The organism is Corynebacterium sp. p3-SID1056, assembly GCF_025152525.1.
Taxonomy (GTDB): domain Bacteria; phylum Actinomycetota; class Actinomycetes; order Mycobacteriales; family Mycobacteriaceae; genus Corynebacterium.
Genome location: NZ_JALXXL010000001.1, coordinates 29,081 through 48,019 on the forward strand (window position 1 = coordinate 29,081; position 18,939 = coordinate 48,019).

Consider the following 18,939-nt stretch of genomic DNA (forward strand, 5'->3'; position numbering starts at 1 on the left):
GGCTAGGGCAGGATCTCGATAATCTCGCTGATATCGTTCACGCGGCGGCCCGTCTGGAACGGGATCTCTTCGCGCACGTGCAGGCGGGCCTCGGTGTAGCGCATGGTGTGCATAAGCTGCTCGATGCGCTCAAGCGTCGGCGCCTCAAAAGCGAGCATCCACTCGTAATCACCGAGCGTGAACGCCTCGACCGTGTTCGCACGGACATCGGCAAAGTCACGAGCGGCCTTGCCGTGGTTGGCCAAAATGCTGCGGCGCTCCTGCGGGTCCAACAGGTACCACTCGTAGGAACGAACGAAGGGGTAGACGGTAATCCACGCCTCCGGCTCCTCACCCATGATGAAGCTGGGCAGGTGGGACTTGTTAAATTCCGCCGGACGGTGCAAGCCGTTGCCAATCCACGAGACCTCAAGCAGCTGGCCAAGTGTGGTCGTGCGACGGAAATCTGCGAGCGCCTTCTGCAGCTCCTCGAAGTGCTCTGCATGCCACCACACCATGAAGTCGGCGTCGGCGCGGATCCCGGTGTTGTCGTAAATGCCGCGCACCACGACCTTGCCCTCAGCCTCAAGGTCCGCGAAAAACTGCTGCGCTTCCTTGGTCAGCTCTTCACGTTCCGAGCCCAGCGCACCCGGGATTGCGCGGAAAACCGCGAACTGCAGGTAACGCTGCACCGCATTCAGTGCGTCGAAATCAAGCTTGGCCATACGTTTCTTCTCCCTTCCTGTGGCCCGGGATAGGCCACCTCAAACGAAAGTCGTATGTCAGTCTACGCGGTGCACGCCACGGCGCGCCTCCCACCCGATGCCCCACATGGCGTTTACCTTAAAGCCTGTGATGAATTCGGACACCCCCTCCCAGCCGGGCAACGGTACGCGCGACACCCACAGCGAGCAGGCCAGCCTGCCCGCGGACTTCTCCGCAGCGGTGGAGTCCATGCACGCGGCGAAGTTGCGCCCAGAAATCACCCTGGGCACTATCCGCCCGCCACAGCGCCCCGCACCATACAGCCACGCCGTGGGGCTTGAGGTAGAGCGCCCGCAGGAGACGAAGGCCGGCGAGGCAATTCCCGTCGATTCCGATGGCGATGCGTTCGGCCGACTCATCCTTTTGCACTCCCCCGACGCGGAGGAGGCCTGGGAGGGCTCCATGCGTCTGGTGGCCTACATCCAGGCAGACATGGACGATGCTGTCGCCTCCGACCCGCTGCTTCCCGACGTCGCGTGGCAGTGGCTCAACGAATCGCTCGATGAGACCGGGGCCGGTTTTACCAACTTGGGCGGCACTGTAACCTCCACCGCGTCGGTGCGTTTCGGGGAGATCGGCGGGCCGCCGCGTGCCTACCAACTGGAAATGCGTGCGTCGTGGACCGCAGAAGGCATCGACCTTGCAGCGCACGTCGAAGCCTTTGCGAAAGTGCTCGCACACGTCGCCGGCTTGCCTCCTGAAGGTGTGACCGCGCTGGGAAGCCGCTAAAGTCTTTTCAGGTGTCACACCAACCGCAATACGAACTCGTCGACGACCCTGCAGGGTTTCTTCGCGCCGCCGCGCGTCTTGCCGCTGGACGCGGCCCATTCGCGGTAGACACTGAGCGTGCTTCGAGCTTCCGCTACGGCGATCGCGCGTTTCTCGTCCAGGTGTACCGCCCGGGGGCGGGTGCCTACCTCATCGCGCCCGAGGGCTACCGCGCTGAGTTTCGCTCTGCGTTCGCGCCGGTGCTCAACCACGGCACGTGGATCCTACACGCAGCCGGCGAAGACCTTCCCTCGTTGGCTGAACTCGGGCTGCACGCCGGCGCGTTATTCGATACCGAACTCGCCGGACGCATTGTGGGCTATACACGTACCAATCTCGGCGCGATGGTCGAGCAGCTGGTCGGCGTCCACTTGGAAAAAGGGCACGGCCGCGAAGACTGGTCGACGGTCCCGCTGCCGAAGGAATGGCAAGACTACGCCGCCCTAGACGTGCTCTACCTCCACGACCTCGCCGACGCGCTGACCTGCATTCTGGCCGAAAACGACAAGCTCGACATCGCGGAGCAGGAGTTCACCCATATTTTGCGGACCCGCTCCCAGGCCCCGGAACAGGGCACCTGGCGCGATGTGAAAGGGATTTCCCGCATCACCTCCCGGGAGTCGCTCCAGATTGCGCGTGCGCTGTGGGAGCACCGAGAAGACATTGCTCGGAGCCAAGATCGCTCCCCCAACCGCCTGCTCCCCAACAAGGTGCTCGTGGATATCGCCACGAACCGTCCCCGCAACGCTGCTGAAATTCGCGCTATTCCCGGGTTTCCCCGTCGTCGGCACGGCGCAGCGGAGCGCTGTGCCGCTATCCTCCACGACGCGCGTGGTGCCGATCCTTCAACCTGGCCACGCCCGCAGCGGCATGGCCCCTCGGCCACGCCCTCGAACTCGACGTTGAAGAAGCACTATCCGCAAGCGTGGGAGTGTATCAGCGCGGCTCGCTCCGAAATCGAATCGCTTGCGACAGAGCTCGACCTCAGCACCTCGACGCTTGTGAATGCGAGGCGTCTTCGCTCCGTGCTGTGGGGTGCGATGCACGCAGAGAACGCGTGGAGCATCGACCAGGCGTACGCAGCGCTCGAGACTGCCGGCGCGAGGCCGTGGCAGTGTGAGCTGGTCGCACCGATTATTGTCGCCGCCAACGCGCACGAGGTGCCTACTCCCCCGGCTCGCACGTAACAGCGATGTAAGGTTAGCGGTCCGCCAGCTCCAGTGCCCACTGGCGCACCTGGTCCGTGGCGCTTGCCGCATCAAGCCCGTACTCTGCGAGCACCTCGTCTCGCGAGGCGTGCTGTGGGAACACGGAAGGGAAAGCGAGCTGCCGCAAAGGGGTATCTACCCCCGCCGCATGCAGCGCCTCGGCGACCGCCGAGCCGACCCCGCCGCGCAGCAGGCCATCCTCGTAGACCACAACCAAGTCGGCGTCGGCAGCCTTGTCCACGAGCTCTGCGGCAACGGGGATGACCCACCGCGGGTCCACCACCGTCAGTTCAATGCCCTCTTCAGCGAGCTGTGCAGCAGCCTCACAGGCCGGGGCGGCAAAGGTGCCGATGGCGACCATGAGGACGTTCAGACGAGATTCCTCCGCGTCCGCCCCTTCCGAGTGCTCCGGGCGGCGCAACACGTCCACATTGCCACGGCGCTCAATGGCGGGGATGTCTTTGCCCACCTTCCCTTTGGGGAAACGCACGATCGTGGGGCCGTCGTCGACGGCGAGTGCCTCCCCGAACTCCTCGCGCAGTCGCTCCGGGTCGCGGGGTGCCGCGATACGGATGCCCGGCACGATCGAGGCAACCGCGAGGTCCCAGACACCGTTGTGGCTGGCTCCATCCGAACCGGTCACGCCTGCCCGATCAAGCACCACGGTCACCGGCAAATGCAGAAGGCCGGCGTCCATGAGCAGCTGGTCGAAGGCGCGGTTGAGGAAGGTGGAGTACACCGCGACCACCGGGTGCATCCCACCGAGCGCGAGCCCGGCGGCAGAGGTGATTGCATGTTGTTCCGCGATACCAACGTCGAAGAATCGGTCCGGGAATTGCTCCGCGAAAGGCTGCAGTCCGGTCGGTCCCGCCATCGCGGCCGTGATAGCCACGATGTCGTCTCGCTCGTGACCGGCGCGGAGAAGCTCCTCGGTAAACACGTTCGTCCAGCCCGGGGCCGACTTGGCTAACGACGCGCCAGTGACCGGATCGATCACACCGGTCGAGTGCATTTGATCCGCCTGGTCGTTGACGGCGGGGGCAAACCCATGCCCCTTCTCCGTCACCACATGGACAATCAGCGGGCCCTCGTAATTGTGTGCATACTTCAGCGCACTAACCAGCGCCTTCACATCGTGGCCCTCCACGGGGCCGACATATTTCATGCCCAAATCCGAAAACATTTCGGTGGGCAGTACCTGGTATTTCACGCCCTCCTTGAGGGCGTGTAGTGCATCGAAGGTGCGCTCGCCGACCCAGCCCATGGATTTCAGCGTCTTCTTGCCGTTTTCCATCACCTCGTCGTACCCCGGCTGCATACGCAGCGCTGCCAGTTGGCCGCGGAGTTTGGTCAGGTTGTTGGCAAAGCCGCCGATCGTCGGGGAATAGGAGCGCCCGTTGTCGTTGACCACAATGACGACGTTGCGCTCGCCTGCGGCAATGTTATTGAGCGCCTCCCAGCACATGCCACCAGTAAGCGCACCATCACCGACGACGGCCACCACTTTGTCAGCGCTGAGACCGGACAATTCCTTCGCTTTCGACAGCCCGTCTGCGTACGACAACGACGCGCTCGCGTGCGAGGACTCGGTCCAGTCATGCTCGGATTCAGCGCGTGCGGTGTAGCCCGACAGCCCACCCTTCTTGCGCAGGGTATCGAACTGGTTCGCGCGACCGGTGAGGATTTTGTGCACGTAGGACTGGTGCGAGGTGTCAAAGATAATGGGATCAGTTGGAGAATCGAAGACGTAGTGCAATGCCAGCGTGAGCTCGACCACGCCCAGATTGGGCCCCAGGTGGCCCCCGGTTGCGGATACTTTGGAGATCAACAGCTGACGAATCTCTGCCGCAAGCGCACGCAGTTGCTCCTGCGAAAGCGACTTAATGTCCGCCGGCGATGTGAGTCCCTCGAGCATTCCCACTGTCCTCAAGCTCTCCTTCTCTCGCCCTACAGTCTTTCCCGCCACAGGACGCACCACCTGATGCAACCTGCCTGCATTTCACGCCATCTTACACCGTGGCGGGCCCGCACCCGTAGCCTTACTGGTCGGCCGGTCGGAGCAGACACATCGTTTCAAAGTGGTGGGTGTTGGGGAAGGCGTCGACAAGCATGAGGCGCTCGACCACAAAACCTTCGGCACCCCAGCTCGCCAGATCCCGCGCCAGCGTCGCCGGGTCGCACCCGACGTGGATGACGCGCTCCGGCCCCGCATGGGCAACCGCGCGCACTACCTCGGCCCCAGCGCCCGAGCGCGGCGGGTCGAGCACGACTATCCCCGGTGTAGGCAGGCTGGCAACCGCTTCCTCGACTCGTGCGTTGGTCACGTGGAGGTCGATGTCGTCAAGGCCCGGCTGCGGCGAGGACGTCGCAGCGGCCGAATAATCAACCGTTTCCACCCGCCCGCCGGCGACTGCGCGGCTGAGGGCAGGTGCGAACATCCCCACCCCTCCGTAAAGGTCCCAAGCCACGGGCCGCGCATACTGCGCGCTCCCCCAGTCGGCAACCACATCTGCGTACGCCTGCGGTGCTGCAAGATGCGCTTGCCAGAAGGCCGTCGCGGGAAAGTGCAGTGTGCGACCGTCCACCTGTTCCTCAACGATTCCGCTGCCCTCGAGGACGGCATCGACGGACTCTGCGCGTCGACCCCGTTGCACCCGGCGAGTTTCGACAACGTGGCGCGCGCCTGCGCCGTCGCGCACGGCGATGACCTCAGCACCGGGGGTAAACTTCCGTGCCTGCGCCCCCACGATGCCCTCTAAGAGCCCAGGGACGACCTGCGAACAGGTGGCGTCGGCGACCACATCGTTCGAGCGCAACTTGCGGAGCCCTGCACGCCCCGCACCGTCCACTCCGAGGCGCACGCGGGTACGCCATCCGCGGCTGGGCGCAAGCGCACGGGCCTCGAGCTCGGCGTTGAGGTCGATCGCTCGCAGCACGGGCGAGCGGCCCGCCAACGCCTGCAGTTGGCCGCGCAGCACCTCAGTTTTGAGTTCCAGCTGATACGCCGGGTCGATAAAACTCAAGTCGCAGCAGCCGGCCCCGAGCGCCGCCGCCTCGCACGTCGGATCAACACGGTGGGGCGAGGCTTGGCGCACTTCAATCAAGTCGGCGCGGGCCCACCGCTTCTTCACTTTGGTGAGTGCAACGAGCACGGTTTCTCCGGGCAGCGCTCCGCGCACAAACACGACGCGACCATCAGGCGCCTCCCCGATGGCCTCGCCGCCGTGCGCCAGCGCGCGGGTGGTCACCTCAATGTGTTCGCCCGGTGCGATGGCGGTATCAGTCATGCGGTGTGTGCTTACTTGTCTTTATTGAACTCGTTGTTTTGCGCAATGATCTGTTTCAGCGCATCGCTGAGCGCGTTGGGATTGCCGGCCTGCGGGGCGCTGCCGTTTGCCCCCGCCTGCCCTTGCTGCGCGCGCTGCTGTACTGCCTGCTGCACCTGCTGTGCCAGCTGCTTCGGCAGGGTCACCGGCAGCGAGTTGCCAGCCAGAATCGGGTCGTTGCCGCGGTAGACGAAGGACCGGGCCACGACCTCACGGCCAAGCTTGGCCATGTCTTCTTCACGCCCGCTCGGCGCGGCAAGCGTGACGCGGTAAAGCCAGCGCGGGCCTTCCACGCCGATGATGCGGATAACGCCGTTCGTGCCGGTGCCGACGATCTCTTTGCCCCACGGCCCCTGTTCAAAGCGCACGGGCATGTCCTCGTTGCGCATGCCCTCGGCGATCTCCTCTGCGGATTCCTCCCACAGACCGCCCGAACGGGGCGCGGCGAATGCCACCGGGGTAATGCGGCCGTGCCGGGTCACGATGTGCACCATCTTCGGGCCCTGCTCGCCCATCTCCACCTGCACTTGGGCTTCCTTGGGGAAAGGAATCTTGATTGAGCCGAGGTTCAGCGTCGCATTGGAGAAATCGGTGAAGTCGAAGTCCTCGATATTGACGTTGTCCCCGTCAAAGGGGCCCGTGCTGCCGTTGATCGCGTCATAGTTGTCAAGCGGGGTGGTGCCGGCGGCCTGCTCGAGCGGCGCGGCGGAAGCGACAGGCGCAGTCTGCTCAGCAGTGTCCTGTTCCGGCGCGATGCCCTGGTCTTTCTGCTCCTCCTGCGACGCAGTCGGCTGTTCCTGGGCAGCGTTTTCCTGCTTCTTCTTTTTGCCAAACGGCCACAATGCCATGGTGGTGTGTCCTCCTCGCGCCGGCCGGCGCTTCATGTCGTTTGTTGGTACGTCTATCCCTGTATTCGCCACTGTAGGTGGCAGCTCATGCGCTTTCGACCTTAGCGTGCAGCACACGGGCCTCGTGTGTCAGCCGCGTGTCAGCCGTGTTTGGTGTCACGCTGGCCTAGTTGGTCCCGGTCGAGCCGTAGCCGCCCGCACCGCGCTCCGTGTCGTCGAGCTCGTCGACCTCGACAAAGTCGACCAATTCCACCCGCTGTACGACGAGCTGGGCGATGCGCATGCCTCGCTCGATCGTGAACGGTGCTTCACGGTCTGTGTTCACCATGCACACCTTCAGCTCGCCACGGTACTGGGCGTCGATCGTGCCCGGGGTATTGACAATGCTCAGGCCGTGCTTGGCGGCGAGCCCTGAGCGCGGGTGAATTAATCCCACCGTGCCCAGTGGCAGTGCAAGCGCGACACCGGTGCCCACCAACGCGCGCTGCCCTGGTTCGAGCGTCAGTGTCTCTGCGGCATACAGGTCGGCTCCTGCGTCTCCGATGTGGGCTCGCTTTGGCATTGGCAGCTCTGGATCCAAGCGCTTCAGCGGGATCGGGCCAAGTGACGACTTCGGCGCATGGGTGTGATGTGCACTCGCGTGGTTCGTGGCATCCATGGTGGCCCACATTACGGCAATGCCGCTGACTCAACTAAAGTTGCATGCGTGTCTGAGAACCCGCGCATTTCCAACGAGTCTGCACCACATGATTCCCCTGCCGTGCCGGCCGGGACGAAAGTGCTCTATCGCGAGCGCCAGTGGGTGCCCTGGTATTGGTGGGCAGCGGGTGCCTTCCTCACGTTTTTGCTGGCCGCGCAGTTCGGTCTGAACCGCAACGTCTGGTGGTTCATCATCCCGCTCATCCTTATCGGCGGGCTGATCGGCTGGTACTTGACCTGGCTGTCGCGCACTACCGTTGCCGTGGAGCAGGACCCCGATGGCTCGCGGTGGCTGCGCGTCAACGACGCGAACCTGCCCGCATCGGTGGTCTCGCGATCAATGGAAGTCCCGCAGTCAGCGCGCCAGAATGCGCTGGGCCGCCAGCTCGACCCGGCCGCGTACTTGGTTTCTCACGCCTGGGTGCCGGAACACGCACTGCTCGTCCTCGACGATCCGGAGGACCCCACTCCTTACTGGCTGATTTCCTCGAAGGACCCGGAAGCCCTTCTTGCGGCATTCGTGCCGCACCAGCGCGACGCCTAAAACCCGTTCCTGCGCATTTCGCGGCGCGACAACGCTCGAATAGGCACGGACGGCCGTAGATTCTTCCCTTCAAGGCACTGAACTGGTAATACATATCACCAAGACCGGCCATTGCATTATGACCGGTACCTGCTAGAAAAGGGGACTAAAGATGTCCACAATAGATCAGCTCCTTGCGCCTGGCGCGGTCGAGCTCAACGCGCGCGCAGGAGATTGGCGAGAGGCAATTCGTCTCGCCGGGGCACTGCTCGAGCGATCCGGCAACGCCACAGAAGCCTACACGGATGCGATGGTGCATTCCGTGGAAGACAACGGGCCCTACATTGTGGTCGCCCCGGGCTTCGCTTTTGCGCATGCCCGCCCGTCGGAGGCGGTGAGACACACGGCCCTTTCCTGGGTGAGGCTCACCGAGCCTGTGGAATTCGGCCACAAGTCGAATGACCCAGTCACCCTCGTCGTGGCCCTGGCTGCCCGCGACGCATCGGAACACCTTGCGGCCATGAAGGAACTGGCGGGGCTACTCGGCTGCTCCGCCACCCGCAGTGCCTTAGACAGCGCCTCCACGGAGGCGGAGTTACGTCAGGTCCTCGACTCCGCGGGGACGAAGCAAAGGGCCGCCACACCGAGCGCCGCTGCAGCAGCGCAGCCCACACCGGCCGAAACGCGCAGCGACTCCGTGCCCTCAAAGGGCAAGATCCTCACTGTCTGCGGCAATGGTTTGGGCACCTCGCTGTTTCTTAAAAACACCCTTGAACAGGTACTCGATGCCTGGGGCTGGGGCTCGTACCTCGATGTCGAAGCCACGGACACCATTTCCGCAAAGGGCCGCGCCAAAGAGGCTGACTTCCTGCTCACTTCGGGAGAGATCGCGGCCACGCTTGGCGACGTCGGCGTGCCCGTCCATGTCATCGAAGACTTCACCAACACCTCCGAAATTGATGGGGCTCTGCGCGAGCTCTACGACGTGTAAGGCGGCCAACTATGGATTTCCTCCTCTCCATCGCAAACTTTCTCGTCAACGAGATTCTCTCGGTCCCGGCGTTTCTGATCGGTATCATCACTGCGGTCGGCCTCGCTGCTATGGGCCGCGGCGTCGGCCAGGTCCTTGGCGGCGCGATCAAGGCGACGCTGGGCTTCTTGCTCATCGGGGCGGGTGCCGGCCTCGTCGTGTCATCGCTTGAGCCCCTCGGCACCATGATTGCTGGGGCCACCGGTGCGCAGGGCGTAGTACCTACCAACGAAGCCATCGTCGGTATTGCACAGGAGCAGTTCGGGGGCCAGGTGGCCTGGATCATGATCCTGGGCTTCGTTGTCTCGCTGCTGCTCGCGCGTTTTACGCCGATGAGCTACGTCTTCCTCACTGGTCACCACGTCCTGTTCATGGCCACGATGCTCACCATGGTGTTGGCCCCCGCAGGCTACTCCTCCTGGGTGGTCGTCCTCTTCGGTGCCGTGCTGCTGGGCATTCTGATGGTTTCCCTACCGGCGATTGCGCATCCGTGGACCCGCCGCATCACCGGCGATGACTCCATCGCGATTGGCCACTTCGGCACCGCTGGCTACCTCGCAGCGGGCGCAGTCGGCAAAGCAGTGGGCGGCACGGGCAAGAGGATGTCCCCGTCGACAGAAGAACTCAAACTGCCTGAGGGCCTCCGCTTTTTGCGCGATTCCATGGTGGCAACCGCATTGTCGATGGCGCTGATGTACATCGTTTTGGCCTTGCTGTTCATCGCTCGTGCTGGCACCGACGAAGCCTTCACCGCGTTCGAGGGCGGCGCGACCAGCGTCGGCAACTACCTCATGCAGTCCTTTACTCAGGGCCTGCAGTTCGGCGTTGCCGTTGCAGTCATTCTCTTCGGCGTGCGCACCATTCTTGGAGAGCTCGTCCCAGCGTTCCAGGGCATTGCTGCCAAGGTCGTGCCCGGTGCCATCCCGGCATTGGATGCGCCGATCGTCTTCCCCTACGCGCAGAATGCCGTCTTGGTGGGCTTCATTTCTTCCTTCGTCGGTGGCCTCATCGGCCTCGCTGTGCTCTCACTGTGGCTCAACCCCGCCTTCGGCGTTGCGCTGATTCTTCCTGGCCTGGTTCCGCACTTCTTTACTGGTGGTGCCGCGGGCGTCTACGGCAATGCCACGGGCGGTCGCCGCGGTGCGATTCTCGGTGCCTTCGCCAACGGCCTGCTGATTACGTTCCTGCCGGCCTTCCTCCTCGGCGTGCTCGGTTCCTTCGGCTCCGCGAACACTACCTTCGGCGATGCCGACTTCGGCTGGTTTGGTCTGCTGTTGGGCTGGTCGATTCGTGCCGACGGTGCAGTGGGCCTCATCCTTGTCGCTCTGTGTGGTGCCGCAGTGTTTGCCCTCGGCTGGGTCTCGCAGCGCAAGCTTGTCGACGCCCACTGGGACCCCACCCCATGGCGCCCAACTCCCGGTGAAGGCGCAGCAGCCGCTGCCAACCCCGACGTCACGCCGCTCGCTGCTGGCCAGACCGCCGCGTCGAAGAAGTACCCCAAGGTGCTGCCGCCTGAGGGCGCACCAGTTCCGCCAGCGCGGATCTCCTAGTTACTCGCAGTCGAGGCAGAACTTCGAGCCGTCGTCTGCGGTGTACGCCAGGCGCTTCTTCTTCTGCACCAGGAAGCAAGAGGCGCAGGTAAATTCGTCATCCTGACGCGGCTTGACCTCGACGTTGAGCTCCTCGCCGGACAGATCCTGCGGCGGAATCTCCACGGGCTCGACGATCTCGCCCTCATCGTCCATGCTGCTGCCGGCGACCTCCGCGGCCTTCAGGCCTTCCAGCGAGTCGGTCGCGATATCATCGTCTTCAAGACGGCGGCGCGGTGCATCGTAATCCGTGGCCATAGCAAGCACTCCCTAGCTCAAACATCGTTGGTATTCAGCGTCGTATCAGCACGCGTTTGAGCGGAATACTAAATCATTGCTCTGCGTCTGTCACTTTCAGCCCACACGCTGCAGCTTTCTCCGGTTTTGCGCCGCCGAACACGGCGCGCTACCTGGCCCCAAGGTCCCGGTCGGCCCCCGCCTCATGCAGCAGCTCGGCGAGTTCCCGCGCGATCCCGGGGGCGCACGCGGTGACGAGCGCGCCGTCACCGCCACGGTCGCTCACACCCGGGTGCGACACGACTGCCCCAGCCTCGGCGGCGATCACGGCCCCGGCTGCGTAATCCCACGGGTGGGTGCCGTGCTCGTAATAGGCATCCACACTGCCCTCGGCCACGCGGCACAAGTCCAGTGCCGCCGAGCCCATGCGCCGGATGTCGCGCACGACGGGTAAGACTGTGTGCAGAATCTCGGCCTGTTTCGCGCGCCATTCGGCGTCGTAGGCAAACCCGGTCGCGAGCAGCGTGGTGGCCAGCTGCGATTTGCGGGAGGCTCGGAGGGGGTACACGTTGCCGTCGGCAAGCAGGCTGGCACCCTCCCCCACAGCCGCGCGGTAGACCACACCGCGTGCCACATCGGCAACCGCCCCTGCCACGAGCTCACCGTTGACGGCGACGCCCACCGAAACCGCGTACGCGGGGATCCCGTAGATGAAATTCACGGTGCCGTCGATCGGGTCGATGACCCACTCCACTCCGGTGCGAGTGGGGACTGCGGAGCCCTCCTCGCCCACGATGCCGTCGTCAGGACGCAGCTCGGCAAGGCGCTGTGCCACGCGCGCCTCGCACCCCTTGTCCACCGCAGTGACCGGGTCAACCTCCGAAGACTTCGTCTCCGACACCATTGCCACGGAACCATGCTTGGTCAGAAAGGCGCGCTGATGCGCGACGAACTCCGCGGCATCGGTGACAAGCTCCACGCACATGTCGCGCAGCTCGATCGGGTTAGGCAGGTTGGCAGGTACAATATCCATGCTTTCCATCGTGCCCGCACCAAGCCGCGGTCGCATCCCAGGTGCTCGGCCGCGAGCTTTTGTAAGGTTGAATGCATGAGCGAAACGACAGCAACTCACGAGCCTTCAGCCTCCCCAAATTTAGGCTTCGGCGTCGATGTCGGCGGTTCCGGAATCAAAGGCGCAGTCGTCGACCTGCACACCGGCGAATTTGTCGGCGAACGCAAAAAGATTGCCACGCCGAAACCCGCCACCCCAGAGGCGGTAGCTAAGACCGTAGCGACGATCGTGCGCGAACATGACTGGCAAGGCCCGGTCGGCATCACGCTCCCGTCGGTAATCAAACAGCAGGTTGCCACCACCGCCGCCAACATCGACCCATCGTGGGTCGGCACACAGGTCCATGACCTGTTCACACAGGCGCTCGGCCGCGAAGAGATCGCGGTGCTTAACGACGCTGACGCGGCCGGTGTCGCCGAAGTCGCCTTCGGGGAGCCGCAGGCGCGCGAAGGCGCGGTCATCTTCCTCACTCTCGGCACAGGCATTGGTTCGGCGCTGTTTATCGACGGCACCTTATTCCCCAACACCGAGCTAGGCCACCTCCTGCTCGACGGCAAGGAGGCCGAGCACCTCGCATCTTCGGCCGCCAAAGACCGCGAGGACTTGAGCTACAAGAAGTGGGCGAAGCGCGTCGATTCCGTCCTGCACGAGTATGCCCGCCTTCTGAACCCGGCGACCTTTATCGTCGGCGGCGGCATCTCCCGCAAAGCCGAAAAGTGGGTGCCCTTGCTCACAGTGGACATCCCGGTCATTCCGGCGAAGCTGCGAAACCGTGCGGGCATCGTCGGTGCTGCAATGGCCGCGCACACGCACCTTGCCCCTTAAGGCCCCTTAAGCCCCAACCGCCAAGCGCAGGCTTTCATGTACGGTGGGCACCGGACAAGAGCCACTGTCCTACAAGCGTGGTTGCAAAATCGCAGCGCAATGCGACGTTGTGAACGTAAAAGCCGAGACTCGCGGCGGGGCTTGGAATAGATTCAGCGCCCAGCCTGTTAAGATGGGCGTTCTACAAATCGAACCATTGCGCAACCAGACAAGATGTGCATCACACCTTGTCCGCAGCGCACGCGCGGTCTTGCGAAGGCATGACTCCCACCCGGGTGTGGGAGTGCCCCCGCTTTACGCAAGCCCGCGGTGAGATGGTGGCAGTGGACAACGACCAAAACGGCGAAAGGGCGTACGTGGTAGCCAGCGAAGCTTCAGGCAATAACAGCGTCGACGATGCAGCACAGGCATCTTCCGACGGCGGAGCAGGCAACGGGTCGGGCGACGCCGCGGCATCGACTGCAAAGAAAACTGCGAAAAAGACAGCCAAGAAGACCGCGCGCAAGAAGGCGACGAAAAAGACCGCGAAGAAGACCGCAAAGAAGACTGCGCGCAAGAAGGCGACGAAAAAGACCGCTCGTAAGTCTGCCAAGAAGTCCGCACGCAAGAAAGCGACGGCGGCGCACGCTGAGCAGTCCAAGGTCGATGAGGAAGAGCTGCGCACCGACGCGCTGCTCGACGACGTAGATGACCCCGAGGACCGCGACGATGAGGACTACGACCCGGATCTCGCGGACGACGCGGACTTTGATGACGAACTCGCCGAAGACATCGATGACGACCTCGATGAAGGCCTCGACGATGAAGACGATGAGGACGACGAAGACGACCGTGACGAAGAGGACGATGACGACGACGAAGAGGAAGAAGATTCCTCTTCTGTCTGGGACATCGAGGAGTCTGCGGCGCTGCGCCAGGCTCGCAAAGATGCCCAGCTGACTGCATCTGCCGACTCCGTACGCGCGTACCTCAAGCAGATCGGTAAGGTCGCACTGCTCGATGCAGAGCAAGAGGTCTCGCTGGCGAAGCGCATCGAGGCCGGCCTCTATGCGCAGCACCGCCTCGACGAGATGCAGCGCGCAGCAGCCGAGGGCGACAAGGACGCCAAGCTCACCCCTGCTGTCAAGCGCGACTTCCGCGCCGTCGCCCGCGACGGCCGCAAGGCGAAGAATCACCTGCTGGAGGCCAACTTGCGTCTGGTGGTGTCGCTGGCGAAGCGATACACCGGCCGCGGTATGGCGTTCTTGGACCTCATCCAGGAAGGCAACCTCGGTTTGATCCGCGCCGTGGAGAAGTTCGACTACTCCAAGGGCTACAAGTTCTCCACCTACGCCACCTGGTGGATTCGCCAAGCAATCACCCGCGCAATGGCGGACCAGGCGCGCACCATTCGTATCCCGGTGCACATGGTCGAGGTCATCAACAAGCTCGGCCGAATCCAGCGCGAACTGCTGCAGGACCTGGGCCGCGAGCCGACGCCGCTGGAGCTGGCCAAGGAGATGGACATCACCGAGGAGAAGGTGATGGAGATCCAGCAGTACGCGCGCGAGCCGATCTCTCTGGACCAGACCATCGGCGACGAGGGCGACAGCCAGCTCGGTGACTTCATCGAGGACTCCGAGGCCGTGGTCGCAGTCGACGCAGTGTCCTTTACCTTGCTGCAGGACCAGCTCCAGGACGTGCTGCACACGCTCTCCGAGCGCGAGGCCGGCGTGGTGCGCCTGCGTTTCGGCCTCACCGACGGTATGCCGCGCACTTTAGACGAGATCGGCCAGGTCTACGGGGTGACGCGCGAGCGTATCCGCCAGATCGAGTCCAAGACGATGTCGAAGCTGCGCCACCCGTCGCGCTCGCAGGTTCTGCGCGATTACCTAGACTAGGTACCCTCCAAGTACGCCAACGCCGGTGTACTCAGGAACACCTCGTTTCCTGAGTACACCGGCGTTTTTCGTGCGACCTACCAGCCGCGCAGGTAGTCGATGCGCTGCCTCAGCTGCTCGGCGCTGCACAACGCCGTCGGCGGTCCCCCGCATGCCTTCCGCACCTCGGTGTGGATCGCACCGTGCGGGCGGCCAGTTTTGCCCGCGACAATCGAAACGCGGTCATTGAGTTCTTTGCGCAGCCGCGGGATTTCATCCGCTGCGTTAGCCGCAGCTCCCGGCGCGGCGGGGGCCGTCTTCTTCGGCTGCGGTTCCCCGAGTATCTTCGCGCGCTCCGCGGCCTCGCGCTCGGCAGCCTTGCGGGCCTTCTCCTCGGCCTCGCGCGCGTCGAGCTGGTCACTCTGTCGCTTGCGGAGCAGGGTCTTTACCTGTTCTGCATCCAGGAGGCCCGGCAGCCCGAGGAAGTCTTGTTCCTCCGCGGAGCCGGCCGCGGTGCCGGTGCCGTAGGTTGAGCCGTCGAAAATGAGCGAATCGAGCTCTGCCGAAGCTCCGATGGACTCGTAGCTGGGGGCCTCGTCCGGCTCGTTTTGCTGGCGATTAGCCTGCTCGATGAGCTCATCGGACCAGCCCTGCTCTCTGTGCGGCTTGCCGAGCACGTGGTCGCGTTGCACCTCCATGTTCTCGGCAAGCCCGAGCAGCACCGGCACGGAGGGCAAGAAGACGGAGGCCGACTCGCCTGGCATGCGCGAGCGGACGAAACGGCCGATGGCCTGGGCGAAAAAGAGCGGCGTCGAGGCGGAGGTGGCGTAGACACCGACAGAAAGGCGCGGCACGTCGACGCCCTCCGAGACCATGCGGACTGCCACCATCCACTCGTCCTTTGAGGCCGAGAACTCCTCGATGCGGTCGGAGGCGCCGGGCTCGTCGGAAAGCACGACCGTGACCGGCGTGTTGGACAGCTCCTGCAGGATCTTTGCGTAGGCGCGGGCGGTCGTCTTGTTGGTCGCGATGACCAGACCGCCGGCATCCGGCATGTTGCCGCGGATCTTCATCAGGCGAGTGTGCGCGGCCTGCAGCACGAGCTTAATCCAGTCACCCTTCGGGTCCAGTGCGGTCTTCCACGCGCGCGTCGTTTGCTCGGCGTTGAGTGGTTCGCCGAGGCGCGCGGAATATTCTTCGCCTGCGGAGTCGCGCCATTCCGTCTCGCCACTGTAGGCGAGGAAGACCACTGGGCGCACCACGCCGTCTTTGAGTGCGTGGGCATAGCCGTAGGTGTAGTCGGCCTCCGAAACGAGGTGGCCCTCGCCGTCCTCGTTGTAGCGCACGAACGGGATCTGCGAGTCATCGGAGCGAAAGGGCGTACCGGTGAGCGCGAGCCTGTGCTCCACATCGTTGTAGGCCTCGTAGACGCCGTCGCCCCAGCTCTTCGAGTCGCCCGCGTGGTGGATCTCGTCCAGGATGACCATACTACGGCGCGCCGAGGCCACCGCGTGGTGCTTGAAGGGGTGCATGCCCACCTGTGCGTAGGTGACCACGATACCGTCGTAGGCAGCGTTGACCGCCGAAGAATTTGTAAAGTTCGGATCAAGCGACAGCCCGAAGCGCTTCGCGGCATCCGACCACTGGTGCTTCAGGTGCTCGGTGGGCACGACAACGATGAGGCGCTGGACAGTCTTGTCGCCTAATAAGCGACTGGCCAAAGTCAACGCAAAGGTCGTTTTACCTGCGCCCGGCGTTGCCACGGCGAGGAAGTCACGCGGTTTGGTACGGAGAAACGAATCAAGGGCCTCTTGCTGCCATTTGCGGAGCTGAGGCCCTGTACTCGGAGCGGTCACTTGCGACGCAGCCCCTTGTAGATTCGCTCGCAGTCCGGGCACACAGGCGAGCCGGGCTTGGCCTGCTTCTTGACGGGGAACTTCGCCCCGCACAGCGCGACGACCAGTTTGCCGGACATGGCGGAGTCGACGATTTGGTCTTTCTTTACGTAGTGGAAGAACTTCGGGGTGCCGTCGTCGGTGGTTGACGAGGTGTCCTCGCGAAGATCGGGGCGCTCAAGAGTCTTCGTCGTCGTATTCACGTCCTCCATCATGCCCCAAAGGGGGCCAGTTGTGGCAAAGGGGCGCTAACCTTTGGCCTATGAGCGGAACTCAGGACCATCTCCATGACACCTCCTCGGGCGAGCCCGACCCACATGTCATCGACGCGCCGCTCGATCACGACCCAGCTCCGCGCAAGCACCGCTTTCGCCGACGTTCCCGGCGGGCGCTGATTACCGACGCCACGCGCACCCCAGAGCAAAACCGGCAGTCGCGCGAGAAGCAATACCTGTTCTGGCAGGGGATCCGCCTGCCGCTTATCGCGCTTTCGATCGGCTCGGCGATTGCCGGCAACTGGTGGTTGGCCGCAATCATCTTCGGCATTTCCATTCCCCTTCCCTGGGTCTCGGTCATGATCGCCAACGGCCAGGGCGAGGTGCGCGACAAACGCGAGCGCAACGTGTACAAACCCGCGGTTGCGCGCGAGCAGGCCCGCCAAGCCACCCTCGAGGCGCGCGCCCGCGCACAGCTGGGCAGGAGCACCTCGCAGGCGCGGCAGGTGGGCCCGACTATCATCGACGCGGACAATGACTCAAACGAGAAGGAGTAGCACGATGGGCGCCACCTCCGACCTTCGACAGGCTGCGCGCGAGCTTGCTGCAGCGCTGCACGACGCTGGGTGCACCGCAGACGGTATCGCTGCGCATCTGGGCCCGGCGGCTACTGCGGCGCTGTACCGGGGTGAGCCGGGCGTGGTGCTCGAGGCATGCAGGAATTCCGGGGATTCCGAGCTTTCGCAACTTATCCGCGTGTTCTTGGTGCGTGTGCCGTCGCCACGCGCCGAGTTGGACGCATTGCTCACTCCCGAGCTCGTGCAACTGTGCATCGACGCCGGCGTGTTCTCCTCCGCCGAGCCCGCGGGCAGCTTCGCGGTCGCGCTCGACATTCGCCCGCACGTGCTGGCGGGTGCTGAACGCTTCGTCATCTCTGACCTCGACGCCTCGATGACCGCTTACGTTCCCGGCCCCGATCACGTGCTCGGGGTTGGAGCGGCTTCGCTGTCGCTGCTGCAAGCGACGCCCACCACCCCTGTCGAGCGCGTCCTCGACCTCGGCACTGGCTCCGGCGTCCAGGCACTGGCACAGGCAACGTGCGCCAAGCAGGTAGTTGCCACCGATGTGCACCCGCGGGCTCTCACGCTTGCCGACGCCACCTTCACCGCCAATCATGTCGACAACGTTGAGCTGCGCGAGGGGCCGTGGTTTGCGCCGGTTGTCGGTGAGCGTTTCGACCGCATTGTGGCGAACCCGCCGTTTGTGGTGGGGCCGGCGGAAGTTGGGCACGTCTACCGCGACTCGGGCCTGGATCTCGACGGGGCGAGCGAGCTGGTCGCTCGCGAGGCCGCAAACCACCTCACAGAGGGTGGCACCGCCTGCATCCTGGGCGCGTGGGCGCACGTCCGGGGTCAGAGCTGGCGCCAGCGGGTGGCATCGTGGCTGCCCGCCCAGGGTGTGTCGGCGTGGGTGCTGCAGCGCGACGAGGTGGACCCAGGTCAATACGTGTCCACCTGGTTGCGCGACGAATCGATCGACGTCCGCTCCCCGGAAGGCATCGCGCGAACCCAGCGCTGGCTGGAGTACTTCCGTGCGCATGAGGTTGAGTCGATCGGATTCGGCTGGATCTTCTTACGCGTCATCGGCGACCGCCCGTCCGAAATTACCGCGGAGGAGCTTGCCCACCCCTTCGAGGACCCACTTGGCCCCGAGGTCGAGGAGTATTTCTTACGCGCGGCGTGGCTGCGAGATGCCGACGCGGATGCTGTACTCGACGCCACCTACATGGTGCGCCCCTCAGTTGCGCTGGAAGAGGTCAGTCTCGCCGATACCGAAACGGGCATGGGCTTTGCGGCGGAGGTCACCCGCATCACGCGCACAGAGGGACCGCGCTTTAGCCACGAGATCGACACCGCCGTGCGCTCCCTGCTTTCCGGGCTTCACCCGCACGGTTTGCCTTTGCGTGACGTGGTTGGGTTGCTCGCGGCGTCGCAAAGCATTGGCGATGTCGGCGAGCTGGAGCAGTCCGTGGTGCGCATTGTGGTCGATCTGGTGCGGCACGGCCTTGTCCTGCCCGCGGAGCTCGTGGCGGAATAGTGAA

At 64.1% G+C, this 18,939-nt stretch carries 18 protein-coding genes; 9 read left to right on the top strand and 9 right to left on the bottom strand.

Translation table 11 applies throughout. The features are described from left to right. Positions 1–2: 2 nt before the first annotated feature. On the bottom strand, positions 3–704 hold the full coding sequence (gene hemQ, locus M3G14_RS00170; protein ID WP_259923769.1) for a hydrogen peroxide-dependent heme synthase: 702 nt from the start codon (positions 702–704) through the stop codon (positions 3–5). A gap of 130 nt (positions 705–834) precedes the next feature. Between hemQ and M3G14_RS00175 the strand changes: the two genes are divergently transcribed. Both M3G14_RS00175 and M3G14_RS00180 read left to right on the top strand, forming a co-directional pair. Next, positions 835–1,473: a DUF3000 domain-containing protein gene (locus tag M3G14_RS00175; RefSeq protein WP_259924291.1), complete on the top strand. Its 639-nt coding sequence runs from the start codon at positions 835–837 to the stop codon at positions 1,471–1,473. 11 nt (positions 1,474–1,484) lie between these two features. Then, complete coding sequence (locus M3G14_RS00180) at positions 1,485–2,699, top strand: HRDC domain-containing protein (RefSeq protein ID WP_259923770.1); 1,215 nt, start codon at positions 1,485–1,487, stop codon at positions 2,697–2,699. Positions 2,700–2,712: 13 nt separating this feature from the next. On the opposite strand, the gene dxs is transcribed toward M3G14_RS00180, so the two are convergent. From dxs to dut, 4 genes are all read right to left on the bottom strand, one after another. After that, positions 2,713–4,641 carry a 1-deoxy-D-xylulose-5-phosphate synthase gene (gene dxs, locus M3G14_RS00185; protein WP_259923772.1) on the bottom strand — a complete coding sequence of 643 codons (1,929 nt, stop codon included), beginning with the start codon at positions 4,639–4,641 and terminating at the stop codon, positions 2,713–2,715. A 118-nt stretch (positions 4,642–4,759) separates the two neighbouring features. Then, positions 4,760–6,007 carry a class I SAM-dependent RNA methyltransferase gene (locus M3G14_RS00190; RefSeq protein ID WP_259923773.1) on the bottom strand — a complete coding sequence of 416 codons (1,248 nt, stop codon included), beginning with the start codon at positions 6,005–6,007 and terminating at the stop codon, positions 4,760–4,762. An 11-nt stretch (positions 6,008–6,018) separates the two neighbouring features. Then, the gene (locus M3G14_RS00195; protein ID WP_259923774.1) at positions 6,019–6,894 is read right to left on the bottom strand and encodes a DUF3710 domain-containing protein; all 876 of its coding nucleotides are present in this window, start codon (positions 6,892–6,894) and stop codon (positions 6,019–6,021) included. A 166-nt stretch (positions 6,895–7,060) separates the two neighbouring features. Next, positions 7,061–7,552, bottom strand: a complete 492-nt coding sequence (gene dut / locus M3G14_RS00200; protein WP_259923776.1) for a dUTP diphosphatase — start codon at positions 7,550–7,552, stop codon at positions 7,061–7,063. 48 nt (positions 7,553–7,600) lie between these two features. Here dut and M3G14_RS00205 point away from each other — a divergent pair, with 48 nt between their 5' ends. From M3G14_RS00205 to M3G14_RS00215, 3 genes are all read left to right on the top strand, one after another. Continuing rightward, a complete protein-coding gene (locus M3G14_RS00205; protein ID WP_259923778.1) occupies positions 7,601–8,137 on the top strand; it encodes a DUF3093 domain-containing protein in 537 nt (178 codons plus the stop codon). 151 nt (positions 8,138–8,288) lie between these two features. Then, complete coding sequence (locus tag M3G14_RS00210) at positions 8,289–9,107, top strand: PTS sugar transporter subunit IIA (protein ID WP_259923779.1); 819 nt, start codon at positions 8,289–8,291, stop codon at positions 9,105–9,107. Between the two features lie 11 nt (positions 9,108–9,118). Next, positions 9,119–10,696, top strand: coding sequence for a PTS ascorbate transporter subunit IIC (locus M3G14_RS00215; protein ID WP_259923780.1), 1,578 nt, complete (start codon positions 9,119–9,121; stop codon positions 10,694–10,696). On the opposite strand, the gene M3G14_RS00220 is transcribed toward M3G14_RS00215, so the two are convergent. Next, complete coding sequence (locus M3G14_RS00220) at positions 10,697–10,993, bottom strand: DUF4193 domain-containing protein (RefSeq protein ID WP_259923781.1); 297 nt, start codon at positions 10,991–10,993, stop codon at positions 10,697–10,699. It abuts the gene before it with no gap. A gap of 148 nt (positions 10,994–11,141) precedes the next feature. Further along, positions 11,142–12,005 carry an inositol monophosphatase family protein gene (locus tag M3G14_RS00225; protein WP_259923782.1) on the bottom strand — a complete coding sequence of 288 codons (864 nt, stop codon included), beginning with the start codon at positions 12,003–12,005 and terminating at the stop codon, positions 11,142–11,144. A gap of 75 nt (positions 12,006–12,080) precedes the next feature. On the opposite strand from M3G14_RS00225, the gene ppgK reads away from it, so the two are divergent. After that, positions 12,081–12,869, top strand: coding sequence for a polyphosphate--glucose phosphotransferase (gene ppgK / locus M3G14_RS00230; RefSeq protein WP_259923783.1), 789 nt, complete (start codon positions 12,081–12,083; stop codon positions 12,867–12,869). A 260-nt stretch (positions 12,870–13,129) separates the two neighbouring features. Next, positions 13,130–14,749, top strand: a complete 1,620-nt coding sequence (locus M3G14_RS00235; RefSeq protein ID WP_396122157.1) for an RNA polymerase sigma factor — start codon at positions 13,130–13,132, stop codon at positions 14,747–14,749. Between the two features lie 77 nt (positions 14,750–14,826). Here M3G14_RS00235 and M3G14_RS00240 read toward each other — a convergent pair whose 3' ends face one another. Then, positions 14,827–16,584 carry a DEAD/DEAH box helicase gene (locus M3G14_RS00240; RefSeq protein ID WP_259923784.1) on the bottom strand — a complete coding sequence of 586 codons (1,758 nt, stop codon included), beginning with the start codon at positions 16,582–16,584 and terminating at the stop codon, positions 14,827–14,829. Beyond that, positions 16,581–16,835 (bottom strand): DUF3039 domain-containing protein, encoded by a 255-nt coding sequence (locus M3G14_RS00245; protein WP_259924293.1) that lies wholly within the window; start codon positions 16,833–16,835, stop codon positions 16,581–16,583. Before M3G14_RS00245 ends, M3G14_RS00240 begins: the two co-directional genes overlap by 4 nt. Positions 16,836–16,885: 50 nt before the next feature. Here M3G14_RS00245 and M3G14_RS00250 point away from each other — a divergent pair, with 50 nt between their 5' ends. Both M3G14_RS00250 and M3G14_RS00255 read left to right on the top strand, forming a co-directional pair. Beyond that, the gene (locus M3G14_RS00250; protein WP_259923786.1) at positions 16,886–17,395 is read left to right on the top strand and encodes a DUF3099 domain-containing protein; all 510 of its coding nucleotides are present in this window, start codon (positions 16,886–16,888) and stop codon (positions 17,393–17,395) included. 4 nt (positions 17,396–17,399) lie between these two features. Then, positions 17,400–18,935, top strand: coding sequence for a class I SAM-dependent methyltransferase (locus tag M3G14_RS00255; protein ID WP_259923788.1), 1,536 nt, complete (start codon positions 17,400–17,402; stop codon positions 18,933–18,935). Positions 18,936–18,939: the final 4 nt, after the last annotated feature.

Excerpts from the sequence above, each read along its gene's own strand:
- M3G14_RS00235 (WP_396122157.1), top strand. The coding sequence starts at position 13,130 with ATGACTCCCACCCGGGTGTGGGAGTGCCCCCGCTTTACGCAAGCCCGC.
- dut (WP_259923776.1), bottom strand. The coding sequence starts at position 7,552 with ATGGATGCCACGAACCACGCGAGTGCACATCACACCCATGCGCCGAAG.
- M3G14_RS00195 (WP_259923774.1), bottom strand. The coding sequence starts at position 6,894 with ATGGCATTGTGGCCGTTTGGCAAAAAGAAGAAGCAGGAAAACGCTGCC.
- M3G14_RS00245 (WP_259924293.1), bottom strand. The coding sequence starts at position 16,835 with ATGGAGGACGTGAATACGACGACGAAGACTCTTGAGCGCCCCGATCTT.
- M3G14_RS00255 (WP_259923788.1), top strand. The coding sequence starts at position 17,400 with ATGGGCGCCACCTCCGACCTTCGACAGGCTGCGCGCGAGCTTGCTGCA.
- M3G14_RS00250 (WP_259923786.1), top strand. The coding sequence starts at position 16,886 with ATGAGCGGAACTCAGGACCATCTCCATGACACCTCCTCGGGCGAGCCC.
- ppgK (WP_259923783.1), top strand. The coding sequence starts at position 12,081 with ATGAGCGAAACGACAGCAACTCACGAGCCTTCAGCCTCCCCAAATTTA.
- M3G14_RS00190 (WP_259923773.1), bottom strand. The coding sequence starts at position 6,007 with ATGACTGATACCGCCATCGCACCGGGCGAACACATTGAGGTGACCACC.
- M3G14_RS00210 (WP_259923779.1), top strand. The coding sequence starts at position 8,289 with ATGTCCACAATAGATCAGCTCCTTGCGCCTGGCGCGGTCGAGCTCAAC.
- M3G14_RS00215 (WP_259923780.1), top strand. The coding sequence starts at position 9,119 with ATGGATTTCCTCCTCTCCATCGCAAACTTTCTCGTCAACGAGATTCTC.
- hemQ (WP_259923769.1), bottom strand. The coding sequence starts at position 704 with ATGGCCAAGCTTGATTTCGACGCACTGAATGCGGTGCAGCGTTACCTG.
- M3G14_RS00175 (WP_259924291.1), top strand. The coding sequence starts at position 835 with ATGAATTCGGACACCCCCTCCCAGCCGGGCAACGGTACGCGCGACACC.
- M3G14_RS00225 (WP_259923782.1), bottom strand. The coding sequence starts at position 12,005 with ATGGATATTGTACCTGCCAACCTGCCTAACCCGATCGAGCTGCGCGAC.
- M3G14_RS00220 (WP_259923781.1), bottom strand. The coding sequence starts at position 10,993 with ATGGCCACGGATTACGATGCACCGCGCCGCCGTCTTGAAGACGATGAT.